The following is a 12,803-nucleotide window of genomic DNA, read 5'->3' on the forward strand; positions in this document are numbered from 1 at the left end:
GCATGCCCCGAACCGGCACCGCCTCATCGCCGCACCGTCGCCATGCCGCGCCTAGAAGGATTCGCCGGTTTTTACCCGCCCGTTCTTCCGGATAATGGCCTGCAGCCGCGCCCACGCCGGCGCGCCGTCCGCCGCGGACAACAACAATCCGGAGACACCCGCCTTGATCGCCATGCTTCCCGCCACCTATCGCCGGCTCTGGCCGCTCGCGGTCGCCGCCGCGCTGCTGTACGGCCTGTCGCTCGCCGCTGCGCCCTATCCCGGCCAGGCCGTCGCGAAAGCCGCGATGGGCATCCTGCTGCTGGCAGCCGGCAGCACCTGCGCGGCACCGCGCGAACGTGCGTGGCTGTGCGCGGCGCTCGCCACGGCCGTGCTCGGCGACGTGCTGCTCGCGCTGCCCGACTGGCCGCTGTCGTTCGTCCTCGGCCTCGGCGCGTTCCTGCTCACGCATCTGTGTTATTGCGCGATCTTCGTGCACTGGCGCGCGCGGCCGCACGGCTGGCGCATCCTCGCGCTGATCGGGCTGTGGATCGCCGCGCCGGCGTTCTACGCGGCATTTCTTCCGCACCTGGGCGAGCTGCTCGCGCCGGTCGCCGTCTATATGCTCGTGCTGTGCGCGATGGCGAGCTTCGCGCTCGCGGCCCGCACGCACGGCCCGCTGATCGCCGTCGGCAGCCTGATCTTCGTGGGCTCCGACACGCTGATCGGTGTCGGGCGCTTCCTCGGCGGCTTTCCCGGCATCGACTACCTGATCTGGGGCCTCTATGCGCTCGCGCAGGTCACGATCGTCGCCGGGGTTTTCCATGAGACGGCCGCCCGGTCGATCCGTCCCCGATAGTGTTTCAAACAGGCCGCCGTGCGTCGGCGGCCTCGTCTCCCGCCTCTCCCGCCCTGCCGACGGCCGCTTCCCCTCATTCCGCAATGCGGAAACCGTTCCGTTCCAAACCCCGCTGAGCCTTTTCCCACGCGGTTTCCGGCCCTTAGAGCGCCGCTTCTAGCCTCTTGCGGTTTCCGGGTTCACCCACTATCGTTACATCAAGCAATGTAACATTCAAAAATGAGCCAAATCGGAGACACCCGGATGAATGCTCGCACGTTGCCTTTCGGCCCGCCCGGCCACGACGGCCCGGACGAAACCACCGACATCGCCATCATCGGCACCGGCTTCGCCGGTCTCGGGATGGCCATTCGCCTACGGCAGACAGGCGTGACCAACTTCGTCGTGCTCGAGAAGGCGACGTCGGTCGGCGGCACATGGCGCGACAACCATTACCCCGGGTGTGCCTGCGACGTGCAATCGCACGTCTATTCGTTCTCGTTCGCGCCGAACCCGCGCTGGACGCGCATGTTCGCGCCGCAGCCGGAGATCCGCGCCTACCTGGAAGACTGCGTGCAGCGCTTCGGCGTCGGCCCGCATCTGCGCCTGAGCCACGAGCTGCAGCGCGCCGAATACGACGAGGCCGCGCAACGCTGGCGCCTCACGTTCGCGAACGGCAAGCGGCTGTCGGCACGCGTGCTGGTGTCGGGGATGGGCGGGCTGTCGCGCGCCGCGCTGCCGGCGATTCCCGGTGTCGAGAACTTCAAGGGGCGCGCGTTCCATTCGCAGCAGTGGGATCACGACTACGCGCTCGAAGGCAAGCGCGTCGCGGTGATCGGCACCGGCGCGAGCGCGATCCAGTTCGTGCCGCAGATCGCACCGCGCGTGAAGGAACTCGCGCTGTTCCAGCGCACGCCGCCGTGGATCATGCCGAAGCCCGACCGCAACCTGACCGGCTTCGAGAAATGGCTGTTCCGCACGCTGCCGTTCACGCAGAAGGCGGTGCGCAGCAGCATCTACTGGATGCTCGAATCGCGCGTGCTCGGCTTCGCGATCCATCCGTCGCTGATGAAGAACGTGCAGAAGCTCGCGCTGCGCCATATCCGCAAGCAGATTCCCGATCCGGAACTGCGCAAGACCGTCACGCCGAACTACACGCTCGGCTGCAAGCGCGTGCTGATCTCGAACGACTACTACCCGGCGCTGTCGCGCAAGAACGTCGACGTGATCACGACCGGCATCGACCATATCGAAGCCGACGCGGTCGTGACGACCGACGGCAAGCGCCATGAAGTCGATTGCCTGATCTACGGCACGGGCTTCCAGGTCGCCGATCCGTTTCCGCGCGGCGCGATCATCGGCCGCGGCGGCCTCGACATCGTCGACGCCTGGCGCGACGGCGCGCACGCGTATCTCGGCACGACGCTGCCGGGCTACCCGAACTTCTTCATGATCGTCGGCCCGAACACCGGCCTCGGCCACAACTCGATGGTGTTCATGATCGAGTCGCAGATCGAATACATCCTCGGCGCGCTGAACGCGATGCACCGCGAACGCGCGGATGCGATCGAGGTGCGCCCGCTCGTCGAGGCGCAGTTCAACAGCGACCTGCAGGGCAAGCTGAAGAAGGCGATCTGGTCGACGGGTGGCTGCAAGAGCTGGTACCTCGATCCGCGCACCGGCAAGAACACGACGCTGTGGCCGGGCTTCACCTGGCGCTTCCGCCAGGCGACCGCGCACTTCTCGATCGCCGATTACCACGCGTATCGCGCGCCGCACCACGACACGAGCGCGCGGCCCGCCGTCGCGCCTGCCGCTTCCGCTTCCGCCGAAGCGGCCTGAGTCAGACAAGGAGCCACCGACATGAGAGATTTCGCCAACAAGGTCGCCGCGATCACGGGCGCGGGCTCGGGCATGGGCCGCTCGCTCGCCGTGCAGCTCGCGCAGGCCGGCTGCCACGTGTCGCTCGCGGACAAGAACGGCGTCGGCCTCGCCGAAACCGAACGGATCGTCCGCGCGATCGCGCCGAACGTGCGCGTGTCGACGCACGTGCTCGACGTCGGCGACCGCGACGCGATGTTCGCGTGGGCCGACGACACCGCGCAGGAACACGGCAAGGTCAACCTCATCTTCAACAACGCGGGCGTCGCGCTGTCGAGCACGATCGAAGGCATGGAATACGGCGATCTCGAGTGGATCGTGAACATCAACTTCTGGGGCGTCGTGCACGGCACGAAGGCGTTCCTGCCGCACCTGAAGGCATCGGGCGACGGTCACGTGATCAACACGTCGAGCATCTTCGGAATCTTCGCGCAGCCGGGAATGAGCGGCTACAACGCGACCAAGTTCGCGGTGCGCGGCTTCACGGAATCGCTGCGGCAGGAACTCGACATGATGAAGTGCGGCGTGTCGGCCACCTGCGTGCATCCGGGCGGCATCCGCACCAACATCGCGCAATCGAGCCGCGTCGCGAAGAACATGGTCGGCTTCATCGTCGAGAGCGAGCAGCAAGGCAAGGACAGCTTCGAGAAGTTCTTCATCACGACCGCCGACGACGCCGCGCGCACGATCCTCGCCGGCGTGCGCAAGAACAAACGCCGCGTGCTGATCGGCCGCGACGCGAAGGCCGCGGACTGGATGGCGCGCACCCTGCCGGCCGCGTACCAGGCGCTCGTCGTGCTCGCGACGCGCCGCGAGGCCGCGAAGGCCCGCCGCGCGGCCGCGCGCTACGGCGCACCGGCGGCCGCACCGCTTCACGCCACCTACAACAATGCAGGCAATCAGGGAGTAGAACAATCATGACGACCCCGAACATGATGCCGGTGCGTCGCGACATCCGTTTCGCGCTGCCGCCCGAACGCGCGAAGGACTGGCACGTCCAGGGCGTGCCCGTCACGCATTTCATGAACGCGCTGTCGCTGCTGTTTCCGGCCGGCGAGCGCTTCTTCATGGATTCGGTGCGCAACTACCGCGACCGCATCGAGGATCCGGAGCTGAAGAAGCAGGTGCTCGGCTTCATCGGCCAGGAAGCGATGCACACGCGCGAGCACATCGAGTACAACGACCTGCTGCAGTCGTCCGGCCTGCCCGCGCACAAGCTCGACAAGCGGCTGTGGACGATCCTCGGCTTCTTCAAGAAGACGCTGCCGCATTCGATGCAGCTCGCGATCACGATCGCGCTCGAGCACTACACGGCGATCCTCGCGAACCAGCTGCTGTCGGGCCACGAACACCGGATCGACGGATCGGTCGAAGGCTATCAGCAGATGTGGATGTGGCACGCGATGGAGGAAACCGAGCACAAAGCGGTGTCGTACGACGTATGGAACGCCGTGATGAAGCCGGGCCTCGGCAGCTACCTGCTGCGCACGGGCACGATGCTGACGACGACGGTATTGTTCTGGACGATCGTGTTCGACTTCCACGTTCGCCTGATGCGCGCGCACCGTCGCGAACACGGCAGATTCGGCGGCATGTGGCGCCTCGTGAAGTATCTGTACAGCCCGAGGACCGGCGTGTTCCCGAGCATCGCGCGCGAATGGCTCGACTACTTCCGTCCGGGCTTCCATCCATGGGACCACGACAACCATCAGTACCTGCAGGGGCTCGACACGCTGCTCGCGAACATCGACGCGACCAACGCGCGCCATGCCGCGCAGGCCGCCCCGCGACGCGTGCCGCTGCATCCGGTTCCGCAGGCATGACGTCATGGCGCGCGCACACGAGATGCTGACCGTCCGCTCCGGCGACGTGAAACTCGCCGTCTACGTCAGCGGACCGCGGCGCGCGCCGCCGCTGATCCTCGTGCACGGTTATCCCGATTCGGCGACCGTGTGGGCATCGGTCCGCGCGCGGCTCGCGAAGCGCTATCGCGTGATCGCGTATGACGTGCGGGGCGCCGGCGCGTCCGATGCGCCGCGCCGCCGCGCGGACTACACACTTGCGCGGCTCGCGGAAGACCTGAAGGCGGTGGCCGACGCGACCTGCGGCAACCGGCCGTTCCATCTGGTCGGTCACGACTGGGGGTCGATCCAGTGCTGGGAGGCCGTGACCGATCCCGCGTTCCGCGGCCGGATCGCGTCGTACACGTCGATCTCCGGCCCGTGCCTCGACCACGTGTTCCGCGCGAAAATGCGGCTCCGGCAAAGCCTGAAGTCGTGGTACATCGCGTTCTTCCACCTGCCGGTCGTGCCGTCGCTGGTGTGGCGCCTCGGCGCCGCCGCGCTGTGGCCGCGCTGGCTGCAATTGACCGAGCGCGTGCGGCCGGCGCGCGACCCCGCGCAGTTGAAGAACGCGCTGAACGGGTTGCAGCTTTACCGCGCGAACTTCCTCGCGCGGGCGAGAAAGCCGCGCGAGCGGTATGCGCAGGCGCCGGTGCAGATCCTCGTGCCGGTGCGCGACCGCTACGTGACGCCCGAAATGTCGATCGATCTCGATCGCTGGCTCGGCGAGCACGTGCGCGAGGAAATCGACGGCGCGCACTGGATCGTCATGCGCAATCCGGAGTTGATCGCGGCGCGGATCGACCGGTTCGCGGCGGCGCATGAAAGGCCGGCGGTCGCGAACGCCACGGTTCAACGCCCCGTCAGCGCGGGCAGGCGCTTGAACAGCGTTTCGTAATCGATCACGAGCCCATCGGCGTCGATGTCCATCTCCGCCGTGAAGTTCCGGAAAATGCCTTCGTAGCGGTAGCGCCGGCCAGGCTCGATGCACGTATACGCCTGCTTGACCGGCGTCACCTTCAGGTCCGGCGTCGAGACGTATGCGACGTCGATCGGCCGCCGCTCGCCGCGCGCAAGACCAAGGCGGCCGATCGGCAGCGAGTTCGTGAACGGCGTCGCCGCGATGTCGATGTCGACGCAGCCGTCCAGTTCCGGCAGCGCCCGGCCTGACCCGTCGCGCCAGTGCCCGGCGCCGTCGCCGTGCAGCTCCAGCGTGCCGCCGCCCATCACCTTGAGCACCGCGTACGTCACGCGCCAGTGCGGATCGCACTCGACACGATACGCGAGCCCGTATGCGCGGCCGTACCGCTGGCCGACCACCGCGCTTTCGACGACGATGCCGCCGCCACTCCGGTCGAACGTCAGATGTTCGACTCCGTCGCCCTCGAGCGACGCCCAACGCACCTCGCGCATTCCTTCGCCTCCCGGTTGGTCCGATGCAGGGGATCGTCGCACGAATCCCGATCGAAGACGTGAACCCCGACGCGCACCTGGGCCAAAAGAACCGGCCATTGCCCGAATTCACTTCCGCAACCGCAATTCGCCCGAAAACGCCAATGCGACAGCCCCCGAGCATCACCATTCCCCAATTCGGGGCATCCGCCACAAATCCTGACTATCCAGAATTCCCTATTCCGGTGCACGGGATTGTGTCCTATGCTCGCGGCTCATCCTGCTCCACCGCCGCCATGCCTACCGCCCGCCCTGCCTCGCCGTCGATCGACCTGCGCACACTGCTGCGCGGCATCGGGCAGATCGTCCTGCAGGCGAATGCAGTCACCGGCGCGCTGCTGCTCGCCGCGCTGGCGCTGACCGACTTGCGGCTTGCGTCCGCGGCGCTGGTCGGCTCGGCCGCCGCCAGCATGACCGCCGTGCTCACGGGCACGGAGCGCCGCGACGTCGAACAGGGGCTTCACGGCTTCAACGGCGCGCTCGCCGCGCTGATCGCCGTGCTGTTCGCCCCGTCGTCGCTTGCCGCCATCGCGCTGGTGCCGGTGGTCTCGATCGGCGCGGCGCTCGTGCAGCGCGCGATGCGCGTGCCGCTCGCCCGCTGGCGTCAGTGCCCATATTCGAGCCCGTGCCTCGTCATCACCGCGCTGTGGCTACCGTTTGTCGCGCCGCAGCATGCCGGCGACGCGACGGCAGGTGCACCTCTTACGCTGCCTTCCCTCCCCGATGCGCTGCTTTCGGGCATCGCACAGACCACCTTCGCGCAAGGCCCGTGGGCAGGCATGCTGATCGTCGCCGGGCTCGCCGTCGCGTCGCGCCGCGCGGCCGCCTTCGCGCTCGGCGGCGCGATCGTGTCGACGGTGCTGCTGGTCGCATCCGGCGCGAACGGCGCGTCGTTCGCCGACGGCCTGTTCGGCTTCAACGGTGCGCTCGCCGCGCTTGCGCTGATGTCGCGCGGCCCGCGCGCGGCTTTCGCGGCCGCCGCACTCGCCGCGCTGCTCCAGTGGCTCGCGACGCGCGCGGGCCTCCCCGCGTTCACGGCCCCGTTCGCACTCGCGTCATGGACCACAGTGCTCGTCACGCGCCGCTTCACCCTCGGAGAACCCGATGTCGTCATTCGCACACCGTCCTGACACCGTGAAGCCCGGCGGCCCGATCTCGGACGCCGAACGCCGGCTGCGCGTCGATCTCGCCGCCGCGTATCGCCTCGTTGCGCTGAACGGCTGGGACGACCTGATCTACACGCATCTGTCCGCGACGGTGCCGGGCGAACCCGGGCATTTCCTGATCAACCCGTTCGGCCTCACGTTCGACGAGGTCCGCGCTTCGAATCTCGTGAAGATCGACCTGGCCGGCAACCGGATCGGCGACGGCGAACACGCGGTCAACGTGACCGGCTTCGCGCTCCACGCGGCCGTGCATGCCGCGCGGCCGGACGCCGTCTGCGTGATGCACCTGCACAATACGGCCGGCATCGCCGTGTCGATCCAGCGCGACGGGCTGCTGCCCGCGTCGCAGCACGCGCTGCGGTTTCACGGCGATCTCGGGTATCACGACTACGAGGCGCTCGCGTTCTCGCCGGCCGAAGGCGCGCGGCTGACCGCCAGCCTCGGCGCGAAATCCGCGATGCTGTTGCGCAACCACGGCACGCTGACGGTCGGCCGGACCGTTGCCGAGGCGTATGTATTGATGGATACGCTGATCAAGGCCTGCGACATCCAGATACGCGCGCAGGCAGGCGGCGGGCCGCTCGTGCTGCCCGAGCCGGCCGTCGCGGACCGCACGGCCGGGCAGTTGCGCGACGGCGGCGCGATCGAGGGCGAACTGGAATGGCCGGCGCTGCTGCGCCGCCTCGACCGGATCGATCCGTCGTATCGCGACTGACGGCGCAATCGCCACTCTCCCGACGAATCGTTCACCCCCAACCATCGGAGCATTCAGTCATGCCGACTTTCAATATCCAGTTGTTCGAAGGCCGCACGGTCGAGCAGAAGCGCGCGTTCGTCGAAGCGATCACGCGCGTCACGTGCGAGACGCTCGGTTGCGACCCGGGCTCCGTCGACATCATTCTCGCCGACGTGAAGAAGGAAAACTGGGCGACGGCCGGCAAGCTGTGGAGCGACGCCAAATAAGATTCGAGGCAATTTCAAGAGGTGGTGGTCGCCGAGTTTCTCCAAAACCTATCCAAAATCAGCGACCGCAGATATTGATCTCAGTCCGCTCGCGCCCTCAACTGTCTCGATACAACGCAGGCATCTTGGCAGACTGTGACAGTGCTTGTGCGAATTCCGCCTCACACTGCTCGGTATAGAGGCATGCTGCAGCGACCGGATCTCATGGAGGGTCAAAAGTGGCTTGCCTTCCGAAACCTCGACTTCCGCCGCATCGCGCAATACTGCGAACCCCGTGCTGATGTATGAGATTGGTGGCTGAACGCTCGGCTTCGAGATGCCTGCACGCCCCCTCGTCCCGTCGATTGTTGGATCGGAAGGAACCCGATCTGAATCTGGCTGTTCCGTCTTCCAGATATCTTGCGGGCGCTAACCACTCACAAGCGCGAGCATCGTCGCGTTCGCGCCCCATCGCTCCGCAGGACCCTTGCGTGCTTCCTCGTGGATTCGCATGTAATCGTCAAGCGTCAAGCGCGAACGGGTGATGGACACATCGAGCACGAAGATCGATTCGATCGGGCTCTTTCCGACCTCCGCTTTCCCCTGCTCGATTGCCTCCCTAAATACGTCCAACAAGATCGCCCGCCCCCTCGACCGCAGATGATGACCCGCGTCTGTCGACGATCGCATTCTGTGCATCTGCGATTACCTTCGGCGGACGATACATCCCCGCCCTCGATGCAGTACAGAGATCAACGGCACCGCGCAGGGAAACTGCTCAACCAGCACGCGGACGGCCACTACAGCACTCAGGTGGCGCCGTGTGCGATGAACCTTGCAGACCGATTTAGATGACCCCAAATTTTTCCATCAGCAATTTCCCATGATTTGAAATCAGATTCGCCTCATTCTCTTCGAAAACGATGACCGGTGACGTGAATATTGTCTTGTACGTATCACGATCATTGACATTCACCGCCTTATCCACGATGGGGTGCCCCGCCTGTGCCACTTGGTGATTCAATTTAAAATAATAAAAATAATCTATATCCTTCGCCGCTTGCGTCCCATATAAAAGCTCGATAACCTGCCCAACGAAACTCCCTCCCACGAACACAATCTGCTTCGACTGCGAAGTAGTAGATGATTTTGCCCGAACATCTAAATGAGGAACAGCATAATTGGGCGCCACCAACCCTCTATTCAGAAGATCAAACAGATCGGTATCTGTCCCATTCGGGGCATTCTCAACCTTCCACGAATACGAAAGCGTCGAATAATCTGGCCCGCCTACGGCTCGTATCTTATTCAACAATAAATTTGTTCCGATAGCTGCACCGAGAAGATTCCAATGCGTTCCGCCGTTAGAGAACATATCCACATTGTAATTTCCCTTGCTTGCAATCATGGCCGCACTGGTATCAACAAAATTAACTCCATGCTCAGCCAAATCACCCACCAGACGCCGGTAGTCGGATCGAGAATTTCTCAAATCACACGGATATCCATCAGGCAACATTTCCGGGAAGTACGAAACCTTCGAAGGCGTTATCAAGTATACGAATGTCCTGCCTTCAATGGCCACCCTTTCCTGCAAGGCTTTAATATCTCTGGCCCAACCATCTATCTCCGCATCGGTATGCCTTGTGCTGCAATACGCTGCAGTATACGTCTTTTCGAAAAGCATACCTTGCTTTCCTATGACGATCGAGCCATCCCCCATATAAGACTTCCTAAATACACGAAACAGTATTTCATTGGATGCCGAAATCATCCAGCCCCGTAGCGGAAGTCGATCACTGAAGTGTCTAGATGCAAAATCTTCGAAATCACCAGAAATCCATGTCCGCAATGTCAGCGGCTCGATTTTTTCCGCTTGCTGCATACCTTTCAATGGCAAATCATACGCAGCTGGGTTGACGTTTGCCACTCCCTTCGCAGCCAATATAGCAATTGGCATACACAGTGCAATGCCAAACGCCATGGTCACTGCTTTAGCAATAAATGGTGTTCGCTTCATGCTCAGAATCGGAAATATAGGAAAGGCTGAAAAGACACGGTCACCGCCTTGCCGATAGAGAATGCCGCCATAGCCAACAGCACTATTGAACCCGCCGACAAAGCCAGGGCGCGATCAACTCCGATCTTTTCGAGCATCGAGTTTGTAGATTTCCATGTGAAAAGAGAGCCAGCCAGCCCCAAAATCAATGCCCATTTAACTCCGTTATCAACAAACGGCGTTATTCCATCGGCACGGAAAATAATCATCTTCTTTATCATTTCCAGCGCCACATCAACAGTCGGCGACCTAAATATCACCCAACCAAATATCACAAAAAACAACGTCAATCCTGCCTGCAGCCAGGGCGCTAGCCTGGTCTGATTTTTCAACCAAAAATATTTATCGAATATCAAAAAGCACCCATTATAGGCACCCCAGATAACAAAATTCCATGTGCTGCCATGCCAAAGCCCGGACAACACAAAACATATCCACAAATTGAAATTTGTTCGCCATACGCCACCCCTATTACCGCCCAGAGGAATATATAGATACTCGCGTATCCAAGTTGACAGCGAAATATGCCATCGTCGCCAGAACTCAGTGAAGCTGCGGGATATATAAGGGGAGTTAAAGTTCTCCATCAACCTAAACCCCATCATCCGAGCAAGGCCGATCGCCATATCCGAGTATGCCGAGAAGTCGAAGTATATCTGTACGGTAAAGCAAAGGGCGCCGATCCACGCCCCGGACGAGCTTATATGCGGCACATCGCCAAATACACGATCCACCATCTCCCCACATGTATCTGCGATGAGTATCTTTTTGGACAGGCCAAACATGAATCGCAATGCGCCAGCAGCAAAGTCGTCAAATGACACCGTGCGCCCCGAAAGCTGCTCCTGAATATCGTGATATTTTATAATAGGGCCGGCCAATATTTTCGGAAATAGAAATACGTACGTAATGTACTTCGATAGAGTTTCGGCGGGCTTGGTTATATTTCGCTTAAGGTCAACGAGATACGTTATTTTCTCGAACACAATAAACGAAACGCCGATTGGCAAAATTATGTTCAAATGCGCAATCTTCAATCCGAAGCTCGACAAAAAAACATCATTTATATTGTCGATGAAGAAATTTGTGTATTTGAAATAGAAAAGTATCGCCAAATTCGAAGCCACCCCCACTGAGACAGCCAATCTGCTCCTTTTCCGCCAAACTATCCCACCCAACCAGTAATCAAACGCTGCCGACGCCAAAACCAATATTACAAATAAAGGAGCGCCCCAGGCATAGAAAAAAACGCTTGCCACGAGAACAATGACATCCCGCCACACTCCTTTTGCCAAATAAAAGGATGTGAAAAATATTGGCAAAAATGCAAATAAAAATATTGGTGAACTAAAAAGCATTTGTGTTCGCTTTATTTATGGGCGGAATTTTACTTCCGCATCTCCTCGCCGGTACTAGACCTGCGCAATTTTATCCGGTCCCTAGTGCTGGACGTGATGCCAAACGCAACCCAGCCGCGCAGAGCATCGAGATAGGCAACTCGGTTACCCCTTTGGGATTGTGCGGCCTGCCGCAATGCCTCCGGCGCGGCAGGTTTCGAACGTTCAGAGCTATATTCCCTCGGGGATCGTTCGCCTTGATGGTTGCGCGATCTTACACCTTGTCACCGTATAACGTCTCGGTCGGGCGAACTGCTCCGTGCCAGCTGGTCGCACGCTTCGTCATCGAGTTGGTCTAGAAAGATCGCCCGTATCCAAAACGCGCCCCAACTGCGGCCCGGCACAACGCCAGCAGCGTGGCCAGGCTGTACGCAGACAGCATAACTGTCACCGCAAAAAGCATCCCGGACCAGTGGTCGTAGGTCCAGCAAGGGGGCTTGATCGTCCCGATAAAAAGGCCGCGACCATCTGAACCCATCGCCACAATACTGTATGAATATACGACCTATCGCACGGTACGATGGGTCAGTCAAGAGCGAAATTGGAGCGAGATGTGCACGTGTAGGAACTCGCGCTAGGGAAGAAATGGCCTGAATGGGCTGCGGATCGACAACTTCGGCGATCTGTATCGTCGGACGCCATGGAAGCCTGAGATCTATCAGAAATTATGCCGCGCCAATCGTCGCGAGCTTCAACGGGTAGTTCATTCCGCTGATTGCCGGCTTCGGTTTCTGGCCGCTGGCGCTGCAGGAGGCAAATGTCGAAAAGGCGAAGGAACGGGGCGTAAGCCTCTGATCATTCGCAACACAATGAACGTGCGCGACGACAACCTCGGGAAGTCGCCGCTGTACAGGCCGGCATGGCGTAGTGGCCAGCGTTGCCTGATTTCGGCAGTCTGGATCGATGAACCGCATGGAGAGACAGGTAAGCGCGTGCGCTACCGGATCGGCTTCGTCGATTAGCAACCAAAGCCAGAGAAACCGCCCGATCGACGACAAGCGTATCGCCACTGCACTGAACGACATGATCCTTTCGATGGGCGCGCAACCGGATCGATCGCTTCGGCAGGTCGACGAGGCCTGCCTGCGACACGAATCCGTCGCCTGTCGCAAATTCGTGTCGCCGCTGCGGCCCACGATGCTGCCCGACATCATGAATCCGCTCTCCGCGCGGCACCCCGATCCGAAGCCGCCGGCGCCGGCCTGACCTCCCATGCGACGCCGGCTGCCGGTGTTACATGCGGCCTCC

At 61.8% G+C, this 12,803-nt stretch carries 13 protein-coding genes and 1 pseudogene; 10 read left to right on the top strand and 4 right to left on the bottom strand.

The genetic code is table 11. The features are described from left to right. Positions 1–51: 51 nt before the first annotated feature. Positions 52–174 (bottom strand): hypothetical protein, encoded by a 123-nt coding sequence (locus WS87_RS34480; protein ID WP_257792235.1) that lies wholly within the window; start codon positions 172–174, stop codon positions 52–54. Here WS87_RS34480 and WS87_RS24535 point away from each other — a divergent pair. The 5 genes from WS87_RS24535 to WS87_RS24555 all read left to right on the top strand — a co-directional run bounded on the left by WS87_RS24535 (position 164) and on the right by WS87_RS24555 (position 5,437). Then, on the top strand, positions 164–838 hold the full coding sequence (locus WS87_RS24535) for a lysoplasmalogenase (protein WP_059819681.1): 675 nt from the start codon (positions 164–166) through the stop codon (positions 836–838). The genes WS87_RS34480 and WS87_RS24535 overlap by 11 nt on opposite strands. A gap of 243 nt (positions 839–1,081) precedes the next feature. Next, complete coding sequence (locus WS87_RS24540) at positions 1,082–2,659, top strand: flavin-containing monooxygenase (protein ID WP_059819311.1); 1,578 nt, start codon at positions 1,082–1,084, stop codon at positions 2,657–2,659. Between the two features lie 21 nt (positions 2,660–2,680). Further along, positions 2,681–3,619 (top strand): SDR family NAD(P)-dependent oxidoreductase, encoded by a 939-nt coding sequence (locus WS87_RS24545; RefSeq protein WP_059819312.1) that lies wholly within the window; start codon positions 2,681–2,683, stop codon positions 3,617–3,619. Further along, positions 3,616–4,521, top strand: a complete 906-nt coding sequence (locus WS87_RS24550; protein ID WP_059819313.1) for a metal-dependent hydrolase — start codon at positions 3,616–3,618, stop codon at positions 4,519–4,521. The genes WS87_RS24545 and WS87_RS24550 overlap by 4 nt, the downstream gene beginning before the upstream one ends. Before the next feature lie 4 nt (positions 4,522–4,525). Continuing rightward, a complete protein-coding gene (locus WS87_RS24555; protein ID WP_059819314.1) occupies positions 4,526–5,437 on the top strand; it encodes an alpha/beta fold hydrolase in 912 nt (303 codons plus the stop codon). Here WS87_RS24555 and WS87_RS24560 read toward each other — a convergent pair. Then, entirely contained in the window at positions 5,392–5,952 is a 561-nt protein-coding gene (locus tag WS87_RS24560) for a putative glycolipid-binding domain-containing protein (protein ID WP_059819315.1), read from the bottom strand. The genes WS87_RS24555 and WS87_RS24560 overlap by 46 nt on opposite strands. 275 nt (positions 5,953–6,227) lie before the next feature. On the opposite strand from WS87_RS24560, the gene WS87_RS24565 reads away from it, so the two are divergent. The 3 genes from WS87_RS24565 to WS87_RS24575 are packed head-to-tail and all read left to right on the top strand — an operon-like array spanning position 6,228 to position 8,120. Beyond that, positions 6,228–7,121 carry an urea transporter gene (locus tag WS87_RS24565; RefSeq protein WP_059819316.1) on the top strand — a complete coding sequence of 298 codons (894 nt, stop codon included), beginning with the start codon at positions 6,228–6,230 and terminating at the stop codon, positions 7,119–7,121. After that, the gene (locus WS87_RS24570) at positions 7,096–7,872 is read left to right on the top strand and encodes a class II aldolase/adducin family protein (protein ID WP_059526390.1); all 777 of its coding nucleotides are present in this window, start codon (positions 7,096–7,098) and stop codon (positions 7,870–7,872) included. The genes WS87_RS24565 and WS87_RS24570 overlap by 26 nt, the downstream gene beginning before the upstream one ends. 59 nt (positions 7,873–7,931) lie before the next feature. Continuing rightward, complete coding sequence (locus tag WS87_RS24575) at positions 7,932–8,120, top strand: 4-oxalocrotonate tautomerase (protein WP_059819317.1); 189 nt, start codon at positions 7,932–7,934, stop codon at positions 8,118–8,120. 826 nt (positions 8,121–8,946) lie between these two features. Here WS87_RS24575 and WS87_RS24585 read toward each other — a convergent pair. Both WS87_RS24585 and WS87_RS24590 read right to left on the bottom strand, forming a co-directional pair. Further along, positions 8,947–10,119 (bottom strand): alginate O-acetyltransferase AlgX-related protein, encoded by a 1,173-nt coding sequence (locus tag WS87_RS24585; protein ID WP_082750663.1) that lies wholly within the window; start codon positions 10,117–10,119, stop codon positions 8,947–8,949. Positions 10,120–10,121: 2 nt separating this feature from the next. Further along, positions 10,122–11,516: an MBOAT family O-acyltransferase gene (locus WS87_RS24590; RefSeq protein WP_082750664.1), complete on the bottom strand. Its 1,395-nt coding sequence runs from the start codon at positions 11,514–11,516 to the stop codon at positions 10,122–10,124. 629 nt (positions 11,517–12,145) lie between these two features. Here WS87_RS24590 and WS87_RS34320 point away from each other — a divergent pair. Both WS87_RS34320 and WS87_RS34720 read left to right on the top strand, forming a co-directional pair. After that, positions 12,146–12,505: pseudogene (locus WS87_RS34320) on the top strand (SOS response-associated peptidase family protein); the annotation flags it as partial. After that, positions 12,459–12,761, top strand: coding sequence for a hypothetical protein (locus WS87_RS34720; RefSeq protein WP_236873237.1), 303 nt, complete (start codon positions 12,459–12,461; stop codon positions 12,759–12,761). The pseudogene WS87_RS34320 and the gene WS87_RS34720, both read left to right, overlap by 47 nt. Positions 12,762–12,803: the final 42 nt, after the last annotated feature.

The organism is Burkholderia sp. MSMB0856 (genome assembly GCF_001524645.2).
GTDB classification, from domain to species: Bacteria; Pseudomonadota; Gammaproteobacteria; order Burkholderiales; family Burkholderiaceae; genus Burkholderia; species Burkholderia diffusa.